Genomic DNA, 21,480 nt, shown 5'->3' with positions numbered 1-21,480 from the left:
CTTGGATAAAATTAATTTTGAGACTGTTTCTTACTGTTAAGAAGTGATGTTCTTTATGTCAAAATCAATCTTTTTGTTATTTAATACCCTTTACCATTTTGAATTGTATTAGTACCCTCTCGTTAGTATCGTTTTACTATTGAGTTCAACGACGTTAATAAAAAATAGCTGTTTACTGAAAAGCTTTTTAAGATAGCATGTAATGAATGTAATAGGGAAACAAAGAACATATATAAAAAGGAAAAAACGCCTATTGGCGTTTTTTATGCTGATTTCTAGCGTTAAGATTGAATACTATATTATAAATACCATTATGCTTTACGAGCTTGTGCTTTCTTTTCAGTAAAGTACATAAAATGTATTCTATTAATAAAGTAAGAGATTTATTTGATTTTCAAGATACCAATATAGTCATTGGCATTTAGCATGATTTCACCATCTTTAATTACTTCACATTTACTAAAATTGGATCTAATTTCACTTTTATCATAAGAATATATAATCTCTTTTTTCATTTCACCTTTTGCATTAACCGTAACAAGAAATAAGGAATTATTCTTGTCTCTTGAGAAAATACTAGATGTACTCTTTTTGATTTCTTTATCCGTATTTACGTTGTCATTTTTAGTTTCATCTTCATAGACTACATAGGTTTTGCCTTTGTAAGTAGTAGTTAACAATGATGGGTTTCTCACATCCTGTTGGTATTTAGGAATTTTCACCATTCCTTTTACTTGAGATTTATTATCCAGGTTTATTACCGCAATATCACAATAATAGTATACAAAATAGCCATTTCCTTTATATCCGGAATGATAAACTGCTTTATATTGTTCTGCAACAATAGAGAGGCTACCGTCATTTAGTTCGTGAACTTCTCTAACTTTATAAGGAACATATTCGGACACCTTACTTACTTTCTCTGGATATAATGAGCTAACACTAATTACTTTATTTTCTTTCTCTGCAAGCGTTTTACAATCATTTTTTACGATAAATATTTCATCAGAGACCATCTCTCTCTTTTTACTTTTTAAAAATCCTTTTATAATAGGAGATAAAAATCCAGTACAAATAAGAGTATTATCTTTTGTTATGTTCAAATAATAAGAGTCAATGAATTTGTTTTTATAGTCGCAAGCTATATTTTTAAGTTCATCATTTTTACCATATACAAATACACTATAATAGGTTTCAGATTCTTCTTTCTTTTGCTCTTTTTTTGGTTTAGTTATCTGTGAATTGACATAAAAATTCAGGTAATCATCAATAAGACAATTATAAACTCTCATGTCTTCTGCATTTTGAGGTAAAATTACAGTCTTTTCTTTTAAGACATTTTTTAATTTTGTGTCAAAAATTTTATATTCAATAGAATTAGGTTTGCTTTTCTTTTTTCCTTTTAGCTCTGTCCAAACTACGATTTTGGTAGAATCAGGAGACATTTTTACTCCATATTTTACCATATCCTTGTAGTTTACTTCGCTTAAAACCATTGTTTCATCAATTGGCTCAAAGTCTTTGTTTGTTTTAGAAGCATAAATTGACAATGTTTTCTTCTTTCTTTTGTGTTCCGATAAAATGTGAATAATATCTTTACCTAAAAAATAATTCTTAACATATTCATATTCAATTTTTGCTAATTTAAAATCAGCATCGCTTTCTTTTCTCAAGACAGCTTTGTCATCAAAAGTTTTAAAAATCAAGTTATTATCTTTTGTCGTATTTCGGGTGTAATAATTGCCACTTTTACCACCTACTATAACCTCATTTCCGTTCGATTTAAATTTATCAGACCATCTCAAACTTACATTTTGAGAAAAGCTCTGAACACATACTAGTAAGAAAAGTAAACTAAAATATTTCATTTTTGTATTTTTTTTATCCAAAAATAAGTTATTTTCGCAGTCTTAACCTACTAGTGAAATGAAAAAAATCACCCTTTTATTTACTATTATCCTTGTTAATACTGTTGCTTTTTCGCAATCAACTGAAGAACAAAATGTTGGGAGTTCTGCAATAAAGGTTTATAATGCAGATCAGTCTGAAAAAGATAATTCTGACAATTCCTATCGATGGGCTATAAAGACAGATTTAACCTCTTTAGTTTCTCAAGAGTTTCCTATAATTGTAGAATATCGAATAGCTAAAAAAATAAGTTTAGAGGCTTCGGCGGCTGTTACGTATGCTTATTTTTCAAATGATAATTATTTCGACCAGTTAAAGAATGAAGATTTAGATAAAAAACCCGAAACGGATAATGCTTTTCGTTTTGGTGTGAAATATTATCCTTCTCGCATTACAAATGCATTAGACGGATGGTTTGTAGGTTTACAGGCATTTACAAAAAACACAACAAGAAGTTACGATAGTTCTTATAATTTGGGTGATGATGCATTGGATACAAAAAACAAAAAAGGAATAGCACTACAGGTAGGAAGTCAATTCTTTTCTGACAAGAATTTTCTTTATGAAATTGTATTGGGAATTGGTGTATCTAATAATACGAGAGAATATTACGTTAGAAGTCCAATGTCGGTAATGAAATTTGACAACCTAGAAGAAAAAAACACCGCATTTTATTTTCAGCTTGGCTTAATAATTGGTTTTGGAAACTAGTTAAATTTACAAAAGCTGACATAACAACCAGCATTTACAAAAGAAGTGACTGTATAAAAAAGCCCCTAAAAAGTTAGACACTATTTGGGGGCTTTTTCATGTCAACAAAACAAGTTAAGTAACGAATTAGCCTTTAAGAAGCCAATTCTATTTTTATTTTACTTTTCTGATTTCGTTATATACGTTCAAGATTTCTTCGTAGCTCCAATAAATGGATGTGTTTAAATAGTATTTTGAGTCATCTTCATCTAGAAACTCTAGATAATAAACAGAATTTCTCCTGTACCTTGTTTGCTCTTTAATGCAAATGTCAATCTTTTTGGTGTTTAGTACTACTTCCCATTTTGCATTGTATTTATATCCTCTCAGAGTAATGGTTTTACTGTTTATTTCAACGTCATTTATGAAAATAATTGCTGATCGAAATGCTTTTATGATAGCATATAAGGAAAGTAAAAGAAAACAAAATCCAATAAGGAATATAACATATAGTGAGGTCATTGCTTTACCAATAGTCATAGCTATTTCATAGCTACTGAAAGCGATAAACATTGTAGCAAGAATTAGTTGGCCAAAATAAATCAGGATCATAAAAATGTCTAATCTTTCTATAAACGGAATGTATTTAGACTGTGGACTTTTGTTATTCATATTTCATTAGTTGTTGAAAAGTAAAAAATTAGGAGAACTAGTTTAGTCACAAAAAAAATGCTCTCGATGAAGAGAGCATTTTTATATAGCTAATATATATTGTTAAGCAACTTTTTTGATAAGATCAAACATAGGGCAACGACTGCAACGTTTGCTTTCGCTCTTTTTGTATTTATCACAACAAGAGGATTTACAGTTATCTGCACGCTTTAATTTGTCAAGGATTTCTTTTTTCTTCTTCTTCTTTTTATCCTTTTTCTTGTCCTTGTCTTTTACTTTATCTTTTCCCAATTTGTGTTGAATTATAAAACTGGGACAAATATAAGTTATTTTTATATATTCTAAATAAACTTTAACTATTTAGGATTAATTGCGATTGAACTAGTTACAGTTAATTGTTGAATATCTCTGTCAAATAAGTACAAACCACCTTTATCATCACCAATTAAATTAATTTTATCTAGGATAGATTTAGCAGTAGCTTCTTCTTCAATTTGCTCAGAAACATACCATTGTAGGAAGTTGTGAGTTGCATAATCTCTCTCTGAGAAAGTAATATGAACTAATTCGTTAATAGATTCAGAAACGAAAAGTTCATGTTTGTATAGCTCTTCAAACATTTCTTTAAATGTATCGTAGCTAGTTTTTGGAGCTTTAAGGTCAGTAATTGTAGTTGAACCACCGCGTTCGTTAACATAACGAACTAGTTTTAGCATGTGTGCACGCTCTTCATCAGATTGTGTGTACATAAATTCTGCAATACCTTCTAGACCGTGAGCCTCTGCCCAACAAGCCATTGATAAATAAGTTTGAGAAGATTCTGCTTCTATTCTGATTTGCTTGTTCAGCGCTGTTTCTATATTTTTTGATAACATAATTGTAAGTTTTTTGTAAAGTTAAAAAAAATAATCTAAACCCATTTTTGAAACCTCAAAAGAGCCAACATTTGGATTAATTCTCAATAAAATTAAGGTTTGTCTGCCTTAAAGGGTTTTGAAAAAATCGCTTTGTTTATGATTGGATTCAGTGATTCCTCTGGTGGAAATCCGTCAGTGAATTTTCGCATTAGGTATTGTTTTGTTGTACTGTCATAATAGCCTAAAATGTAAAAATCTTTAAATTTTATGGTAGTAGCTAATAAAGCTTTTTTGTTCTGTTGTAAAAATTGATTGATATTATCAAAAGCATAAGGTTGTTGTTCAAATTGTATAAAATCACCAGTATCATTCAAAGTACTTTCAAAAAAGACACTTTCGGCAGAGGAGCCAAAGTCCCAAGTGTACAATTGATCATTAACGGTATAATATCTTTTTTCAATTTTTGGAACACCACCTACAGTAACCAATGTATTCTGACTGTTTTTAAAAACAGATATGCCAGCATCTAAATTGGAAAGGCGCTGTAAAAACTTGCTTGTGTTCTTTAATTCTCTGGTTCTTTGGTTTTCTCCTTGAACAAGTAGCGGAGAACTTTTAAAACGGATTGTGTCATTTTTCGTGACTTTAAAACTTTTTAGGGTTTCACCAGAGTTGAAATTTTTTATATCAAATACAAGTTCATCTGGACTTGCATTAACCTGATAGATTTTGTCATTATATAAAAAAGAGTTGCTTATTTTTTTCGGATTATTTATAACAGATTGTGTAAATATTTTTTCGACAATATCATTGTTTTCAAGATTGATATCAAACACTTGTGTTTGGGTAGGATTATGATCTAAAGTCAAAATGATATGTTGATCAAACATATAAAGCTTACTCTTTTTTGAACTTTTAAATAAAGGATTATACTCATTTAATTCAATCTTTTCGATAAGGTTTTCAGTAACAACCTGATTAAAAGAGATGCGCTTTGTTTTTTTATCTTGAAAAGTAAAACTAGAAAAATCAAAAAGTTTTTCCTCAACAACACCATTTTTAAAAACATAAACAATTAATGCAGGTGTTGTCAAGTCTTTAGTAATCATGTAGAATAAATTATTCTTCTGAAAAGTTGCTATTATAAACTGGCTTGAAATGGGAGAATTATAACTCAGCATTTTATAGGTTTTAGTCTCTAAATAATATTTGACCACCAAAATACTTTTGTAATCGTCCGTAGCCCAATACAAAGTAGGATTTCCGTCTTCGCTAAAACTGTATCCTATTATAGAATGGTTTTCTAGATTGGTACGGGGAATAGTAAGTTGTTCTGTTAAAAACAAAGCACTGTTGTATTTTAAGATGGTTACGTTGACTGCATTTGTAGCAAAAACAAAAACATCATGTGTTGTTGTATTCTCAACATTCATAATCATATTATATTCATCGTATTTTTTTAAATCCATAGGATATGAGTTCAATACGGTTTGACCTATTAATATTGATTTATGGAATATAAGAAAGAAGAAGAGTATTTTTTTCATGTTATTAGCGATAAAATCATTCCAAATTTATCTCTTTATTTTAGGAATAAAAAATTAAAGAGTTACCGATATACTTGAATCAAGAGCTGGATTAAAGATATAAAAAAAGTCCTTAGGAATGATTTTCTTAAGGACTTGATTTTTAGTACAACCAAAGCTATAAATTATAGTATGTTAAAATTAAATAGTATCTGAGTTATTCATTAATTCTTGAAAACAATCAACAAATTGGCCTACATGCATAGCATCCATTAAACCATGATGAACATGAACAGACATTGTCATGGTTCGTTTTCCGGTTTCAGAAATCATCATTTTACCAAAAGAAACTTTCGGACAACTATCCGGATAACTGTAACTTCTGGCATGCGAAAGCGAAGTAAAATTAATCCAAGGAATAGCCGAAAAATGAATCACATTATCGTTATCAAATGTTCGAGTAAAAAGCCCCGTTGTGTTCTGAATGCGTTTAATTTCGGTTAATGCAATTTGTTCAAAGGCTCTAAAATCAGGATTGTATTCGATTAAAGAAAAACCAAAAGTACCATCTTCACGACCAATCGTTGCCGAAGCATCGACAGTATCCTTTATATATACTTGGTCGTTGTCAATTCGATATCTAAAAGGTTCAATTGTATTTATAGCAACTAATGTTTTGTGCAAGTAATAAATAAAAAAAGAAGCATTTAATCTCTTCGTATTTGCGTAAGCATTCGTACAATCGATTTCTACGGTTATACCAAAGAAAGGTTCTTCCATTTGTTTAAAAAACAAAAAGTGTTCCTTTCTGTTCCAATTCTCTAGATCTAAAAGAGTTTTCATTATATTAATTTGTTTACTACTTCAGTAATTTTTTCAAAAGTAAAAAAGTTTTCATGTTCTACTTTATGATTAATTTTTTCATGTTCCCAAGTGGTATGAAATGGAATATGAACAGCATAGCCTCCAATTCCAAGAACAGGCAATACATCCGATTTTAAAGAATTTCCGATCATTAAGAATTCATCGGCATTGATATCCAAACGTTTTAATAGTTTTTCATAATCAATTTCTTGTTTGTCCGACATTACTTCGATATGGTGGAAATAATGCCCCAAACCAGAACGATGTAATTTGCTGTGTTGGTCTTTCAAATCCCCTTTTGTGGCAACAACAAGTTTGTATTTGCCATGAAGCGCTTGCAAGGTTTCTTCAACGCCATCAAGTAAATCGATAGGTTTCTCGAGTAATTCTTTTCCGTACTCAATAATTTTACCAATAGCTTCAACCGAAATTGTATTGTTCGAAATTAGCATTGCCGCTTCAATCATCGAAAGAATATATCCTTTAATTCCGTAACCATATAAAGACAGGTTCTGAATTTCGGTCTTAAATAATTCTTGAGACAATCCTTGATGCGAAAGATAATCTTCCATCAAGACACAAAATTTTTGTTCCGTTTCCTGAAAGTAAGGTTCATTTACAAATAAAGTATCATCGGCATCAAATGCGATTACTTTAAGTTTTGATATTTTGTCTTTATGTAACATTTAATTTTTTGTTTAAAGTTTGAAGTTTCATGTTTTTTATCACTGCTGTTTTGTAGCGATTCCCAATCTATCAGAATAAATGAGTTTTAAAGATTAAAAAATAAAATCTGCTTAATCAGCTAAATCTGCGTGAAACATTTTTGGTAAGATAATCAAAGATGATTTAAGAAAAATATTTTCACATAGCTTATGTGATTTATTTTAAGTGAAACGCCTTTTTTAGACCTTGCTAAACTATGTTTCTATGTGTGCAAAATTTTAAATTCATTATTTAGCGAATAAATTTTTCAGAGAAATAGTCTTATCATAAAAAGTGATTCTGATTCCGAATAATAAAATAGCTCCACCAATAAGCATTTGAACCGTAATCATTTCATCCAGAAATAACCATGCCAAAATAGAGGTAAGCACAGCCTGACTCAACAAGCTCAAAGAAACCCTTGTAGCGCGCATGTGTTTTGTAGCATAACTAATAGAAAGCCAAGCACACAACTGACAGATTACAGCCTGTAGCACTAATACAAACCAGCCCGTATTAGAAAACCCAGTAAAAGGCTCATCCAAGGCGTAACAAAGAATCCCTAAATAAATGCTCGAAGCCAATAAGGCAATTGTCATAAAGGATAAAACATCCACTTCCGAAAGAACATTTTTACTCACCAATAAATAAATAGAATATAAAATTCCAGATAGCACCGCAAGGAGGAAAGCTTTATCAAAACTTAGATTAATAAAAAAGGAGAACCCAACCAACGTAATCATTCCAAACAAGGCAATACTTGTTCCGATCCAAAAATTGGTTGCAGGTTTTGTTTTTAAAAAGAAATAAGAACCAATACCAACCCAAAGCGGAGACAGATTTGTTAATAAAGAAGCCTGAGTAGCGCTCGATTCCTGAATAGCAATATTCCAAACGGCAACATCCGAAGCAAATAAGACGCCACAAAGCGCAGCTAGAAGCACTAATTTAGTATTCGGAATTTTAAAACTCTTTGTTATAAGCACATAAGGCAAAAGCAGACTTATAGCAAAAGCCATTCTGTAAAAAGCCGAAATTAATCCAGGAGTCAAACGGAGCTTGACCAATATCGGGAAAATCGATATGCAGAGTATTCCACAGATTAAAGCTAATCTAGGTTTTGTAATTTTCATTGTTTTAGTAGTACTTAAATTAGCTTAGATTATTTTGAGATTAATTACTTCTTTATTTATTGTTGAGTATTTAAGAAGTTCTTTCATTAATAAATATACTTTAGTAGATTTTTCTTCAGGAAAATAATTGTCTGGATTTAAATCTGCTTTTTCAGCTCTTTCAATTGCTTTTAATATGTATTCAATGGTTAAATATCCTTTAGGATAGTTTTTTAATTTTGAATCCGTATGTTTTGTTCCAAGTTCTGTTTTAGATTCTTTACTAGTTTTACATAAAATATTTTCTGGTTCATCCAAATGAAATAATAGCCATATCTCGAAACAATAATTACTTATAAATAAATCAGCATCAAATAGACTTTTACAATATTCTTTTAGTTCTGGATATTCTTCTTTTGGATGTTGATCGACATCAAGTACAAACCTAAACTTGTCATCTTGTGATGGAGTAATAGGTAAGTCCTTTGGAGGATTTTCGATAAAAGATCTTGCCCTCTCTATTAATTTTTTTGGTTGAGAACCTTTAACATTAGTATCTTTTTCAAAAACATGTAAAATACTTGCTTTTTTTGGTTCAAAAAATAAATTATTAAAAGTTCCGAAATATTTGGGTTCTTTGTCTTCTCCCTCGTAAACAATAAAGAATCTAGTTGCATCTTTAAATGATTCTTTTTTGTTGTAATCATCTAATGTGTATCTTTTACGCTCCATTTATAAAGGGTTTTCTTCATTAATTAATTTAGAGAAATCACCTAAAAATGGAATTCCACCATATCTTCCTTCTAAATACCCTCTTTCTAAGACTTTATCACCTCTAGGATTGAAGTTGCTTAAAGGATAAAAATCGGTACTACCATCAGATTTTTTTTCTGTAAACCATATTTCATCTCTGCGTAGTAAGTTATCGTCTAATAGATGACTTTCATGTGTGGTAAAAATTAATTGACTATTAGTTTTAGAATTTAATGAAAACATTTTTAAGAGTTCTTTAGCTAATAATGGGTGCATACTTCTTTCTAGTTCATCAATAATATATACAAAGTCATCTTCATATAGTAGTTCTTCAAAAGCGGGAGCGAGTTCAAATAAACGATTTGTACCATCGGATTCTTCATGAAAATCAAACGTTAAATCAGAATTTTCATGTTTTGCACATAGCATAAAAACAAAATAGTTGTTGTTTTTTTTTACAAGAGTGTAAAACTTATTTCTATATCCAAAAACGATTGCTTTTTCCTTTTCTTGCTTATCATTATTTTGAATGCTAGATTCTAATTTATCAATAAGACTGTTTTTGGTATTTATATCATCTAAACCAAAAAACGAATCTGCATCTATCTCTCTCAACACAATTTTTTCAACTCCTGTTTTGCTACTTAGAAGTATTTTATTCGCAAAATCTAGTTTTTTTTCACCTAATAAAACAGATTTGGTAAAATCAATATTTATCGAGTTTGGGAAAACTAAATGAAGTTTTGAAAATGCTTTGCAAATTTTATCTAGAATTTTATTGTTTTCAAATAATAAATAGCAATTATTTAAAACGGTTTCATTTTCTTTAAGTTCTTTTTTTAGAAATTTCTTAGCAAAGGATAAATCGCTTTTGTCTGTAAAGTATTCTCCAAATTCAACATTGTTGTTACTTCTTTTAAACAACAGTTCTTCTTTATCTTTTTTTACAGAGTTTATTAAATAAAGCCATTCTTCTTTTATTTCTCCTTTAAAAATTTCTACAGCATAATCAAAATGGATTCCTTGGTATTCATATTCAATTCTAAAAGTTGAAGGCTTGTCTATATAGGTTTTTTCCAGTCTAAATCTTTTGCTTTGTGGAACCAATAGTTCTACATCATTTACAACAATAGATTTTAAAAATGCAATTGCTTTTATTAGATTACTTTTTCCTGCCGCGTTAGCACCATATATTGCTGCAGTTTTTAAAACGTCAACACCAGATTTTGTCTTTTTTATATGACTTGTAAGCTGACGTGAGCCATTTCCCTTTGCAGGAAGCATATTGAACTCGGTTTCGTCTTTAAAAGACATAAAATTACTGACAACAAATCGGATTAGCATGATTTTACGATTTTTTCGTTAAAAATTAGATTTCTGATGTAAAATAACGAATATAATAAGATATAAAAAACTATTAATCGATTTTTTCGAAAAAATTAACTAAGAGTAAATCTTTTCTTTTCATGTAAACCAAAATAGTAAACACACGAAACCCTCGCTTTAGGTGTGACTAAATATCCTTGCGGATAGATTTAGGGCAGTTTCCTGCTCCAGCACCTTGACGAGGGAATTGCTTATTGTTAACTTATAAAAAGTTTCAAGCCTTTATAACAGAGATGTTAAGCATTGATAATTTTTTCACAAGCCATTCCAATTTCTTCATCCGAAAAAGGCTCAAGTGCTTTTGCCAACATCCGACTGGTTTTTATGCAACCAATCATTTTAGTTCTTAGCTCTAGAGAGTCGCCAATTTCAGATTCCAGGATCATTTCGAAAATTTCGGTTAAATAATCTGGTTGATTTCTAAAATCTCCTTCAAGCCAAAGGGCAGAAAGGAAGTTTGCCACAGCTGGCATTACATCTTCATGTGATGTGTTTTGATTTTCTTTTGTCATATCGAAAATAGTAAACGCACGAAACTCTCGCTTTAGATGTGACAAAATATCCTTACAGATAGATTTTCCCGAGTTTCCATAGGGTCATCATGACGAGAGTTCGTTTATTTTAACTTTTATTAAAGTTTCGGAATGAATTCCGTAAGGTAATTTGTCGGAACAAAAATACGACTAAAACTTAAATAAGTAAGAAAATGCTTCAACCTGAATTCGGTTAATTTACCGTTTCTCCATTTGGAGCATCAGCATCAGGATTTATGAAAACTAATTTTCCTTCAGCATTTGTAGTCATCAAGATCATACCTTGACTTTCAACACCACGTAAAGCTCTAGGAGCTAAGTTTGCTAAAACCGAAACACGTTTTCCAATAATTTCTTCAGGCGTAAAGCTTTCGGCAATTCCAGAAACAATCGTACGAACATCAATTCCAGTATCAACCTTAAGAACCAAAAGTTTATTTGCTTTAGGCATTTTCTCCGCTTCAAGAATAGTTCCAACGCGAATATCCATTTTAGCGAAATCCTCAAACTGAATTAATTCTTTCTGTGGTTCCGGTTGTTTACTCTCAGCAAGGTTTGCCGTTTTAGTAGCTTCTAGTTTGTCTATTTGTCTCTGAATTTCTTCATCCTCAATTTTAGCAAAAAGCAATTCAGCCTCACCAATTTGATGACCAGCAGGAAGTAAATCAGAGTTTTCAGCAATATCACTCCAAGCAAGCTTACCTTCATTTTTCAAAATTCTTGATAATTTGCTAGCAGTAAACGGAAGGAAAGGCTCAGACAAAACACTCAATGCAGCCGCAATTTGCAACGCTACATACATTTGAGTTTTTACACGCTCCGGATTATCCTTCATAACCTTCCAAGGCTCTTCGTCAGCAAGGTATTTATTTCCTAAACGAGCAACATTCATCAATTCGCCCAATGCTTCACGAAATCTGTAACGCTCCACAGAACTAGAAATAACAGCAGGATATGCTTTTAATTCCGTCAAAGTAGCTTGGTCAATCTCAGTTAATTCATTCGGTGTCGGAATAATTCCTTCGTAATATTTATTAGTCAAAACCACAACACGATTAATAAAGTTACCAAAAACGGCAACCAATTCGTTGTTGTTTCTAGCCTGAAAATCCTTCCAGGTAAAATCATTATCCTTAGTTTCAGGAGCATTGGCAGTTAATGCATAACGCAAGACATCTTGTTTCTCCGGAAAATCTTCCAAATATTCGTGCAACCAAACAGCCCAGTTTTTAGAAGTCGAAAGTTTATTTCCTTCCAAATTCAAAAATTCATTAGCTGGAACATTGTCAGGCAAGATATAACTACCTTCAGCCTTAAGCATCGCAGGGAAAATAATACAGTGAAAAACAATATTATCCTTACCAATAAAATGAACCAACTTAGTATCTTCATCCTTCCAATAAGGTTCCCAATCTTTACCTTCACGAGCAGCCCATTCCTTAGTAGACGAAATATATCCAATAGGAGCATCAAACCAAACATATAGTTTCTTTCCCTCGGCACCATCCACAGGAACATCAATTCCCCAATCAAGGTCACGAGTCACAGCACGAGGCTCAAGACCACCATCAACCCAAGATTTAACCTGACCGTAAACATTCGGTTTCCAGTCGTTCTTATGTCCAACCAAAATCCATTCCGTCAAGAAATCAGTATATCTATCCAAAGGTAAAAACCAGTGTTTAGTCGATTTCAGTATTGGAGTTTCACCAGTAATAGTCGATTTCGGATTAATCAAATCAGTAGCATTCAGCGTCGAACCACATTTTTCACATTGGTCACCATAAGCCTCCTCATTACCACATTTAGGACAAGTACCAACCACAAAACGATCCGCAAGAAACTGATTCGCTTTTGCATCATATAATTGTTCCGTTACTTCCTCAATAAAATCACCCTTATCGTATAGTTTTCTAAAAAACTCCGAAGCCGTATCATGATGAATCTTAGCCGAAGTTCTAGAGTAATTATTAAAAGAAATTCCAAAATCTTCAAAAGACTTACGGATAATTCCGTCATATTTATCAATAATTTCCTGAGGCGAAACCCCCTCTTTTTTAGCCTTCATCGAGATAGCCACACCATGTTCATCACTTCCACAAATAAAAGCCACATCTTTTCCCTGCATACGTAAAAAGCGAGAATAAATATCAGCAGGCACGTAAACGCCCGCCAAATGGCCAATATGAATAGGTCCGTTAGTATAAGGTAAAGCAGCAGTAATGGTATATCTCTTAGGATTTTGTAACATAAAATTGATTTTTATTTTTCAGATAAAGCGACCAAACGGCCAACTTTATACATTTTAATATGATAAATTCTGTGCAAAAATAAGCAATAGAATTGAGAGTTTTACTGTTTTTATTAGGAGCAATTTCCAGCTATCCACTTTATCTTTACTTGCCTAAAGAAGGCAAGCAAAGGATGCCGTTCCTATCTGGGCTAAAACCCACCATCTTTGCTACAAGCAGGAACAATAATTTGACGCATTCAGCCCAAGTAAATCAGAGGTTAATTCCTGTAAACAGGTACTGCAAATAGGCAATTAAAGCAAAGTAAAACCCAGAAAAACATTTCGAGTATTTAGGAGATAAAAGCGGAGAGTCAAATAAAAAACATATTAACATAAGTGCTTAATAATAGTAGGATTATAGCGGTTTTTAACAAAATTAAAATAGTGTAAAAAAAACTAAAAAGGAATAAATAGACTCAAAAAAATAGTAATACATTTACCTTTTAGTAATAAAAAACAGACAATGAAAAAAACAGCATTAGTACTATTATTTTTAAGTCATTTATTGACTTATGCTCAAGCGCCAAAGATTGTTTCAAGAGATTGGACATCTTTTACTCAAACTCTAGACATACAAACAGCCACTAAGAAAAAGTTTAAAGTTATTGCTTCAGTAAAAGTAGAAACAAATGATCCATCGGCTTGGGCAGGAGTATGGGCAAGAACAGATACAAAAAATGATGAAGACCGTTTTTTTGATAACATGAGAGATAGACCTATTAAAGAAAAGGAATGGAAATCATACACAGTAGAAGGAACAATAGACTCAAATACAAAATCATTAAACTTTGGCGGACTGTGTTCATATAATGGAAAATTCTATTTTGATAAGTTCGAATTATTTATAGAAAATGACAAAGGGGTACTAGAACCAGTTAAAGTGCTTAATTCAAGTTTCGAAACAGTTGTAAATAATGACGAAATTCCAAAGTGGAATACAGGAATCTCAAAAGGAGAAAAGACAAAAGTTAAAGAATATAAAATCACATCTACCAAAGAAAGTACAGATGGCAATCATGGACTGTTGCTAGAAGGCAGTGGAATAAAACCACCATTAAAAGCACAAATTGGAAATGTCGAAGGCGCTTCTCCACAAATTGGCGCAATGATTTCAATGTTAGAAGATCTCAAAAGACGTGTTGAGAACACAGTTAAGAACATGAACCAATATGAAATAGATTATTTACACGATGCCGAAGCAAACAGAATAGGTTCCTTAATAATGCACCTAGCGGCAGCCGAAGCGTATTATCAAGTTTTTACCTTTGAAAACAGAGGCTTTAATGAAGAAGAAAAGAAAAAATGGGATGTAGCATTGAATTTAGATAAAGGCGGACGCGATGAATTCAAAGGACATGAAGTACAATACTATTTAGATATATATAATGAAGTAAGAGCAAAAACCATAGCAGAACTTAAAAAACGAGATGATGCTTGGTTTGCCGAAGTACAAAAAGAATACGATTGGTCCAATCAATATTGCTGGTTTCATGTTATGGAGCATCAATCAAGCCATTTAGGACAGATCTTGTTTTTAAAGAAACGAATCCCACCACAGAAACAATTAAACCTAGAGCAAAAGATCAAAAACTAAGACAAGCCATTATTACCAAAGTCAAGCCAAATCGAGTCTAGCCTTTGTGTGTTATAGTGAGACAGCTTTTTAGAATGAACTTCATAAAATAGAATAGTTTTAAACTAAGCTTTAGACACGTAAAAACAATGTCTCGATGCAAAACCTTCGAAAATTATTTTGCAATCTTTGAGCAAAAAAAGAAAAGAGCATTATGAGTAAGACAAAGTTGATAATTAATAAAAACGGATCTATAAAGATAGAGGGTGATTTCGAAATAATGGATTCAGAAGGTACAGTGTACGGATTACAAGGAAGAGCAGCATTAGGACTTTGCCGTTGCGGATTGTCATCAAACAAACCATTCTGCGATGGAGCACACCGTAACAATTTCGAACACGAATCAAAAGCGTTCGATTTACCACCAATGAAAACAAACTAAGAATTCTATTCTCAAGCAAATTACAAGAAGCCTTCTCATATTGAGAAGGCTTCTTCTTTATATATACCTATCATATATATAAGGAGACTTTTCTACTTTATATATTTAGGTATCGAAGTATACTATATATAGTATGAAACAATAAAAACTAATAAGCACACCTATTTCTAGGAGCTTTTACCTGCTATGCGCTTCAATCTTGTCCTTTTTAAAGAAAAAAGGGCAAGGATTTCCGCTTCTATCAGGGCTAGGAGGGGTAAAATAGAGGATAAACGACATATTTAACGACAATATAATAAGCTTTGCGTCTTTGCGTCTTTGCGAGAATCCCACTAAAAATGGGCATCACCAAGAAACAGCTACCGAAAATACTCACGAAACTCAAAAACAACCAAATCGTAAATATAGTGTTATCAATACATTAAGAAATAAACTCAAAATAAACGCAAAAACACAAGCGGAAAGTATTGTTTATCTATAAAAAGGTGGTAGTTTTGCACCCGCAACAAACAAGACGTTCACTGAAATACTGACAAGCAAACAATCAAAAATAGAAACGAAAGTTTTAAAAATAAAGATTAAAAAAAGCTTGTGAGTTTGGAAAACGAAAGTTACATTTGCACCCCGCAAAAGAAGCGAAGTTCCTTGAAATACTGCTAAGATTAGAGAAGAAAATTAGAAATAAAAATTTCTAAAAAAAACTTCAAAATTATCTTGCCAGTTAAAAAGGAGTTCATTACTTTTGCACCCGCTTTGAGAAACAAGTGATACAAAAATAAAGAGAAAGTTCTTAGACATATTGAATTGACAGCCGTTTCGAAAGAGATTTCGAAACAAATAATAAAGAGTAATAGAATCGCAAGATTTGAATATAACCGATAGAATCTGAGTCGCAATATAATATAAAAAATATACGATGAAGAGTTTGATCCTGGCTCAGGATGAACGCTAGCGGCAGGCTTAACACATGCAAGTCGAGGGGTATGCTTCTTCGGGAGCAGAGACCGGCGCACGGGTGCGTAACGCGTATGCAATCTACCTTTTACAGAGGGATAGCCCAGAGAAATTTGGATTAATACCTCATAGCATTGCAGAATGGCATCATTCAGCAATTAAAGTCACAACGGTAAAAGATGAGCATGCGTCCCATTAGCTAGTTGGTAAGGTAACGGCTTACCAAGGCTACGATGGGTAGGGGTCCTGAGAGGGAGATCCCCCACACTGGTACTGAGACACGGACCAGACTCCTACGGGAGGCAGCAGTGAGGAATATTGGACAATGGGCGCAAGCCTGATCCAGCCATGCCGCGTGCAGGATGACGGTCCTATGGATTGTAAACTGCTTTTATACAGGAAGAAACCCTGGTTCGTGAACCAGCTTGACGGTACTGTAAGAATAAGGATCGGCTAACTCCGTGCCAGCAGCCGCGGTAATACGGAGGATCCAAGCGTTATCCGGAATCATTGGGTTTAAAGGGTCCGTAGGCGGTTTAGTAAGTCAGTGGTGAAAGCCCATCGCTCAACGGTGGAACGGCCATTGATACTGCTAAACTTGAATTATTAGGAAGTAACTAGAATATGTAGTGTAGCGGTGAAATGCTTAGAGATTACATGGAATACCAATTGCGAAGGCAGGTTACTACTAATTGATTGACGCTGATGGACGAAAGCGTGGGTAGCGAACAGGATTAGATACCCTGGTAGTCCACGCCGTAAACGATGGATACTAGCTGTTGGGAGCAATCTCAGTGGCTAAGCGAAAGTGATAAGTATCCCACCTGGGGAGTACGTTCGCAAGAATGAAACTCAAAGGAATTGACGGGGGCCCGCACAAGCGGTGGAGCATGTGGTTTAATTCGATGATACGCGAGGAACCTTACCAAGGCTTAAATGTAGTTTGACCGATTTGGAAACAGATTTTTCGCAAGACAAATTACAAGGTGCTGCATGGTTGTCGTCAGCTCGTGCCGTGAGGTGTCAGGTTAAGTCCTATAACGAGCGCAACCCCTGTTGTTAGTTGCCAGCGAGTCATGTCGGGAACTCTAACAAGACTGCCAGTGCAAACTGTGAGGAAGGTGGGGATGACGTCAAATCATCACGGCCCTTACGCCTTGGGCTACACACGTGCTACAATGGCCGGTACAGAGAGCAGCCACTGGGCGACCAGGAGCGAATCTATAAAACCGGTCACAGTTCGGATCGGAGTCTGCAACTCGACTCCGTGAAGCTGGAATCGCTAGTAATCGGATATCAGCCATGATCCGGTGAATACGTTCCCGGGCCTTGTACACACCGCCCGTCAAGCCATGGAAGCTGGGGGTGCCTGAAGTCGGTGACCGCAAGGAGCTGCCTAGGGTAAAACTGGTAACTAGGGCTAAGTCGTAACAAGGTAGCCGTACCGGAAGGTGCGGCTGGAACACCTCCTTTCTAGAGCCTTAGTGTTAGCTATATGCACGCTAGGGAATGAAGACGAAAGATACTAAAGGTTCATCTCTAAAGATTATATTACTCTGCTGTTAGTTCAAATAATAAATTTAAGTAAAACAGAGTCTCGTAGCTCAGCTGGTTAGAGTACTACACTGATAATGTAGGGGTCGGCAGTTCGAGTCTGCCCGGGACTACTATTTAAAACTTAAATAAAAGGAAATTTTAGAAGTTGAGCATTTATGAGCGAATTCATAACTCATAATTCATCATCATTTTAAAAATGGGGGATTAGCTCAGCTGGCTAGAGCGCCTGCCTTGCACGCAGGAGGTCAACGGTTCGACTCCGTTATTCTCCACTATCTTTAAGAAGATAGAATATAGAAAAAAAGAATATAGATTAAGTCTATACTCTAATCTCTATTTTCTTAATCTAAAAAGAAAAAGTTCATTGACATATTGAGATAAGAAAATAATAAAAAGTAGAAAGCGTTTTTATTGAGTAACAATACAAAATATAAAAACAAAAAAAAACGGTCATATTAAATTATGATTGGTACAATAAGCAAAATAAGGGCGTATGGGGGATGCCTTGGCTCTCAGAGGCGATGAAAGGCGTGATAAGCTGCGAAAAGCTACGGGGATCGGCACACACGAATTGATCCGTAGATACCTGAATGGGGCAACCCACTATGTTGAAGACATAGTACACCGATAGGTGGGCAAACCCGCTGAACTGAAACATCTAAGTAGGCGGAGGAGAAGAAAACAAAAGTGATTCCGTAAGTAGTGGCGAGCGAACGCGGATTAGCCCAAACCAACCATGTTACGGCATGATTGGGGTTGTAGGACCACGAGATTTCTTGCACAAAGAATTAGAATCTACTGGAAAGTAGAACCATAGAGGGTGATAGTCCCGTATAGGTAATGAGTGTAAAGGATAGTGGTATCCTGAGTAGGGCGGGGCACGTGAAACCCTGTCTGAATTTGGCGGGACCATCCGCTAAGGCTAAATACTCCTGAGAGACCGATAGTGAACCAGTACCGTGAGGGAAAGGTGAAAAGAACCGTGAATAACGGAGTGAAATAGATCCTGAAACCATACGCTTACAAGCGGTCGGAGCCCTTTCGTGGGGTGACGGCGTGCCTTTTGCATAATGAGCCTACGAGTTAACGTTGCTGGCAAGGATAAGTGGTTAAGCCACGGATCCGTAGCGAAAGCGAGTCTGAATAGGGCGCTTTAGTCAGTAGTGTTAGACGCGAAACCGTGTGATCTACCCATGGGCAGGTTGAAGCTGTGGTAACACACAGTGGAGGACCGAACCGGTTGACGTTGAAAAGTCTTCGGATGACCTGTGGGTAGGGGTGAAAGGCCAATCAAACTCGGAAATAGCTCGTACTCCCCGAAATGCATTTAGGTGCAGCGTTGTGCATAAAGTTATATAGAGGTAGAGCTACTGATTGGATGCGGGGGCTTCACCGCCTACCAATTCCTGACAAACTCCGAATGCTATATAATGTTTCACAACAGTGAGGGCTTGGGTGCTAAGGTCCAAGTCCGAGAGGGAAAGAACCCAGACCATCAGCTAAGGTCCCCAAATATATGTTAAGTTGAAAGAACGAGGTTTGTCTGCCCAGACAGCTAGGATGTTGGCTTGGAAGCAGCCATTCATTTAAAGAGTGCGTAACAGCTCACTAGTCGAGCGGACGAGCATGGATAATAATCGGGCATAAACATATTACCGAAGCTATGGATTTACAGCTATGCTGTAAGTGGTAGGGGAGCATTCTAACAGGGTTGAAGGTGTATCGTAAGGTATGCTGGACTGGTTAGAAAAGAAAATGTAGGCATAAGTAACGATAATGCGGGCGAGAAACCCGCACACCGAAAAACTAAGGTTTCCACAGCTATGCTAATCAGCTGTGGGTTAGTCTGGTCCTAAGGCGAACCCGAAAGGGACAGTCGATGGCTAACGGGTTAATATTCCCGTACTACTAATTACTGTGATGGGGTGACGGAGTGATGAAAGCGCCGCGAACTGACGGAATAGTTCGTTGAAGTACCTACCTATAAGCTGTGCAGGCAAATCCACACGGCTTGGGGAAATACGATAGTACTCGGAGACTTCGGTTGAAGAGATAGTGTGCCTAAGGGCTTCCAAGAAAAACCTCTAAACTTCAGGTAATTAGTACCAGTACCGTAAACCGACACAGGTAGTTGAGGAGAGAATCCTAAGGTGCTCGAGAGATTCATGGCTAAGGAATTAGGCAAAATAGACCTGTAACTTCGGGAGAAAGGTCGCCAGCAGCAATGCTGGCCGCAGTGAAGAGGTCCAGGCGACTGTTTATCAAAAACACAGGGCTCTGCAAAATCGTAAGATGAAGTATAGGGCCTGACACCTGCCCGGTGCTGGAAGGTTAAGAGGAGATGTTATCTTCGGAGAAGCATTGAATTGAAGCCCCAGTAAACGGCGGCCGTAACTATAACGGTCCTAAGGTAGCGAAATTCCTTGTCGGGTAAGTTCCGACCTGCACGAATGGTGTAACGATCTGGACACTGTCTCAGCCATGAGCTCGGTGAAATTGTAGTAGCGGTGAAGATGCCGCTTACCCGCAGTGGGACGAAAAGACCCTGTGCACCTTTACTATAGCTTAGTATTGACCTTGGATAAATGATGTGTAGGATAGGTTGGAGACTGTGAAGTGGCGTCGCTAGGCGTTGTGGAGTCATTGTTGAAATACAACCCTTTGTTTATCTGAGGCCTAACCCCGTGATTGCGGGGGACATTGCTTGGTGGGTAGTTTGACTGGGGTGGTCGCCTCCAAAAGAGTAACGGAGGCTTCTAAAGGTTCCCTCAGTACGCTTGGTAACCGTGCGTAGAGTGCAATGGCATAAGGGAGCTTGACTGAGAGACATACAGGTCGATCAGGTACGAAAGTAGAGCATAGTGATCCGGTGGTTCCGCATGGAAGGGCCATCGCTCAAAGGATAAAAGGTACGCCGGGGATAACAGGCTGATCTCCCCCAAGAGCTCATATCGACGGGGGGGTTTGGCACCTCGATGTCGGCTCGTCACATCCTGGGGCTGGAGAAGGTCCCAAGGGTTGGGCTGTTCGCCCATTAAAGTGGCACGCGAGCTGGGTTCAGAACGTCGTGAGACAGTTCGGTCTCTATCTACTGTGGGCGCAAGAAATTTGAGTGGATCTGATTCTAGTACGAGAGGACCGAATTGGACAAACCTCTAGTGTATCTGTTGTTCCGCCAGGAGCACCGCAGAGTAGCTACGTTTGGAAGGGATAAGCGCTGAAAGCATATAAGCGCGAAACCCACCACAAGATGAGATTTCTTTTAAGGATCGTGGGAGATGACCACGTTGATAGGCTATAGATGTAAAGGCAGTAATGTCATAGTCGAGTAGTACTAATAATCCGTAAGCTTATGTACACCCTTTTCCCCACACTACGGTGTGGGGGAGAAACTTTCTAAATAAATTATATTTTTTCTTTATCTCAGTGTGTTAAGATATTGTTCACTTGATAATTAATAATCAACAATTAATAATTAACAATTGAAAAGTTGTCCAAAGCAACTAACGACCTTAAGGTGGTTATTGCGGCGGGGCTCACCTCTTCCCATCCCGAACAGAGTAGTTAAGCCCGCCTGCGCAGATGGTACTGCAGTTATGTGGGAGAGTATGTCGTCGCCTTTCTTTAAAGCCCTGTTTCTAACGAAACAGGGCTT

General features: G+C 35.4%; 15 protein-coding genes, 2 tRNA genes and 3 rRNA genes. 8 read left to right on the top strand and 12 right to left on the bottom strand.

What is annotated here, in order from left to right:
* Window positions 1–383 precede the first annotated feature (383 nt).
* Window positions 384–1,868, bottom strand: a complete 1,485-nt coding sequence (locus QWY99_RS19850; RefSeq protein ID WP_290267442.1) for a hypothetical protein — start codon at window positions 1,866–1,868, stop codon at window positions 384–386.
* Window positions 1,869–1,926: 58 nt separating this feature from the next.
* Between QWY99_RS19850 and QWY99_RS19845 the strand changes: the two genes are divergently transcribed.
* Complete coding sequence (locus QWY99_RS19845; protein WP_290267441.1) at window positions 1,927–2,619, top strand: DUF3575 domain-containing protein; 693 nt, start codon at window positions 1,927–1,929, stop codon at window positions 2,617–2,619.
* Window positions 2,620–2,772: 153 nt separating this feature from the next.
* On the opposite strand, the gene QWY99_RS19840 is transcribed toward QWY99_RS19845, so the two are convergent.
* The 11 genes from QWY99_RS19840 to metG all read right to left on the bottom strand — a co-directional run bounded on the left by QWY99_RS19840 (window position 2,773) and on the right by metG (window position 13,257).
* A complete protein-coding gene (locus tag QWY99_RS19840; RefSeq protein WP_290267440.1) occupies window positions 2,773–3,270 on the bottom strand; it encodes a hypothetical protein in 498 nt (165 codons plus the stop codon).
* A 102-nt stretch (window positions 3,271–3,372) separates the two neighbouring features.
* Entirely contained in the window at window positions 3,373–3,561 is a 189-nt protein-coding gene (locus tag QWY99_RS19835) for a hypothetical protein (RefSeq protein WP_290267439.1), read from the bottom strand.
* Between the two features lie 65 nt (window positions 3,562–3,626).
* Window positions 3,627–4,145, bottom strand: coding sequence for a ferritin (locus tag QWY99_RS19830; RefSeq protein WP_290267438.1), 519 nt, complete (start codon window positions 4,143–4,145; stop codon window positions 3,627–3,629).
* Window positions 4,146–4,237: 92 nt separating this feature from the next.
* Window positions 4,238–5,674 (bottom strand): hypothetical protein, encoded by a 1,437-nt coding sequence (locus tag QWY99_RS19825; protein ID WP_290267437.1) that lies wholly within the window; start codon window positions 5,672–5,674, stop codon window positions 4,238–4,240.
* Between the two features lie 180 nt (window positions 5,675–5,854).
* A complete protein-coding gene (locus QWY99_RS19820) occupies window positions 5,855–6,496 on the bottom strand; it encodes a chloramphenicol acetyltransferase (RefSeq protein WP_290267436.1) in 642 nt (213 codons plus the stop codon).
* On the bottom strand, window positions 6,496–7,203 hold the full coding sequence (locus QWY99_RS19815) for an HAD family hydrolase (protein WP_290267435.1): 708 nt from the start codon (window positions 7,201–7,203) through the stop codon (window positions 6,496–6,498). The genes QWY99_RS19820 and QWY99_RS19815 overlap by 1 nt, the downstream gene beginning before the upstream one ends.
* 267 nt (window positions 7,204–7,470) lie before the next feature.
* Window positions 7,471–8,355 (bottom strand): DMT family transporter, encoded by an 885-nt coding sequence (locus QWY99_RS19810; protein ID WP_290267434.1) that lies wholly within the window; start codon window positions 8,353–8,355, stop codon window positions 7,471–7,473.
* A 24-nt stretch (window positions 8,356–8,379) separates the two neighbouring features.
* Window positions 8,380–9,066 carry an RloB family protein gene (locus QWY99_RS19805; RefSeq protein WP_290267433.1) on the bottom strand — a complete coding sequence of 229 codons (687 nt, stop codon included), beginning with the start codon at window positions 9,064–9,066 and terminating at the stop codon, window positions 8,380–8,382.
* The gene (locus tag QWY99_RS19800) at window positions 9,067–10,431 is read right to left on the bottom strand and encodes an AAA family ATPase (protein ID WP_290267432.1); all 1,365 of its coding nucleotides are present in this window, start codon (window positions 10,429–10,431) and stop codon (window positions 9,067–9,069) included.
* 278 nt (window positions 10,432–10,709) lie between these two features.
* Window positions 10,710–10,985, bottom strand: a complete 276-nt coding sequence (locus QWY99_RS19795) for a hypothetical protein (protein WP_290267431.1) — start codon at window positions 10,983–10,985, stop codon at window positions 10,710–10,712.
* A 214-nt stretch (window positions 10,986–11,199) separates the two neighbouring features.
* On the bottom strand, window positions 11,200–13,257 hold the full coding sequence (metG, locus tag QWY99_RS19790) for a methionine--tRNA ligase (protein ID WP_290267430.1): 2,058 nt from the start codon (window positions 13,255–13,257) through the stop codon (window positions 11,200–11,202).
* Window positions 13,258–13,762: 505 nt separating this feature from the next.
* Between metG and QWY99_RS19785 the strand changes: the two genes are divergently transcribed.
* The 7 genes from QWY99_RS19785 (at window position 13,763) to rrf (ending at window position 21,448) form a co-directional block, all read left to right on the top strand.
* Complete coding sequence (locus QWY99_RS19785) at window positions 13,763–14,893, top strand: DinB family protein (protein ID WP_290267429.1); 1,131 nt, start codon at window positions 13,763–13,765, stop codon at window positions 14,891–14,893.
* Between the two features lie 193 nt (window positions 14,894–15,086).
* On the top strand, window positions 15,087–15,314 hold the full coding sequence (locus QWY99_RS19780; RefSeq protein ID WP_129540459.1) for a CDGSH iron-sulfur domain-containing protein: 228 nt from the start codon (window positions 15,087–15,089) through the stop codon (window positions 15,312–15,314).
* A 913-nt stretch (window positions 15,315–16,227) separates the two neighbouring features.
* A 16S ribosomal RNA gene (locus QWY99_RS19775) occupies window positions 16,228–17,741 on the top strand.
* A 120-nt stretch (window positions 17,742–17,861) separates the two neighbouring features.
* Window positions 17,862–17,935 (top strand) — tRNA-Ile (locus QWY99_RS19770).
* A gap of 88 nt (window positions 17,936–18,023) precedes the next feature.
* Window positions 18,024–18,097, top strand: a tRNA-Ala gene (locus QWY99_RS19765).
* A gap of 200 nt (window positions 18,098–18,297) precedes the next feature.
* A 23S ribosomal RNA gene (locus tag QWY99_RS19760) occupies window positions 18,298–21,183 on the top strand.
* A 155-nt stretch (window positions 21,184–21,338) separates the two neighbouring features.
* A 5S ribosomal RNA gene (rrf, locus tag QWY99_RS19755) occupies window positions 21,339–21,448 on the top strand.
* Together the 16S, 23S and 5S rRNA genes with 2 tRNA genes alongside form the textbook arrangement of a ribosomal RNA operon.
* Window positions 21,449–21,480: the final 32 nt, after the last annotated feature.

It is taken from the genome of Flavobacterium branchiarum, from assembly GCF_030409845.1.
GTDB classification, from domain to species: domain Bacteria; phylum Bacteroidota; class Bacteroidia; order Flavobacteriales; family Flavobacteriaceae; genus Flavobacterium; species Flavobacterium branchiarum.
Note: the sequence above shows the minus strand (reverse complement) of the source record. Positions and strands in the feature narration are given on the sequence as shown.

What these genes read in the sequence shown, in the direction of transcription:
- QWY99_RS19810 (WP_290267434.1), bottom strand. Translation starts at nt 8,355, where the DNA reads ATGAAAATTACAAAACCTAGATTAGCTTTAATCTGTGGAATACTCTGC.
- QWY99_RS19830 (WP_290267438.1), bottom strand. Translation starts at nt 4,145, where the DNA reads ATGTTATCAAAAAATATAGAAACAGCGCTGAACAAGCAAATCAGAATA.
- metG (WP_290267430.1), bottom strand. Translation starts at nt 13,257, where the DNA reads ATGTTACAAAATCCTAAGAGATATACCATTACTGCTGCTTTACCTTAT.
- QWY99_RS19825 (WP_290267437.1), bottom strand. Translation starts at nt 5,674, where the DNA reads ATGAAAAAAATACTCTTCTTCTTTCTTATATTCCATAAATCAATATTA.
- QWY99_RS19805 (WP_290267433.1), bottom strand. Translation starts at nt 9,066, where the DNA reads ATGGAGCGTAAAAGATACACATTAGATGATTACAACAAAAAAGAATCA.
- QWY99_RS19785 (WP_290267429.1), top strand. Translation starts at nt 13,763, where the DNA reads ATGAAAAAAACAGCATTAGTACTATTATTTTTAAGTCATTTATTGACT.
- QWY99_RS19780 (WP_129540459.1), top strand. Translation starts at nt 15,087, where the DNA reads ATGAGTAAGACAAAGTTGATAATTAATAAAAACGGATCTATAAAGATA.
- QWY99_RS19840 (WP_290267440.1), bottom strand. Translation starts at nt 3,270, where the DNA reads ATGAATAACAAAAGTCCACAGTCTAAATACATTCCGTTTATAGAAAGA.
- QWY99_RS19800 (WP_290267432.1), bottom strand. Translation starts at nt 10,431, where the DNA reads ATGCTAATCCGATTTGTTGTCAGTAATTTTATGTCTTTTAAAGACGAA.
- QWY99_RS19850 (WP_290267442.1), bottom strand. Translation starts at nt 1,868, where the DNA reads ATGAAATATTTTAGTTTACTTTTCTTACTAGTATGTGTTCAGAGCTTT.
- QWY99_RS19815 (WP_290267435.1), bottom strand. Translation starts at nt 7,203, where the DNA reads ATGTTACATAAAGACAAAATATCAAAACTTAAAGTAATCGCATTTGAT.
- QWY99_RS19845 (WP_290267441.1), top strand. Translation starts at nt 1,927, where the DNA reads ATGAAAAAAATCACCCTTTTATTTACTATTATCCTTGTTAATACTGTT.
- QWY99_RS19820 (WP_290267436.1), bottom strand. Translation starts at nt 6,496, where the DNA reads ATGAAAACTCTTTTAGATCTAGAGAATTGGAACAGAAAGGAACACTTT.
- QWY99_RS19795 (WP_290267431.1), bottom strand. Translation starts at nt 10,985, where the DNA reads ATGACAAAAGAAAATCAAAACACATCACATGAAGATGTAATGCCAGCT.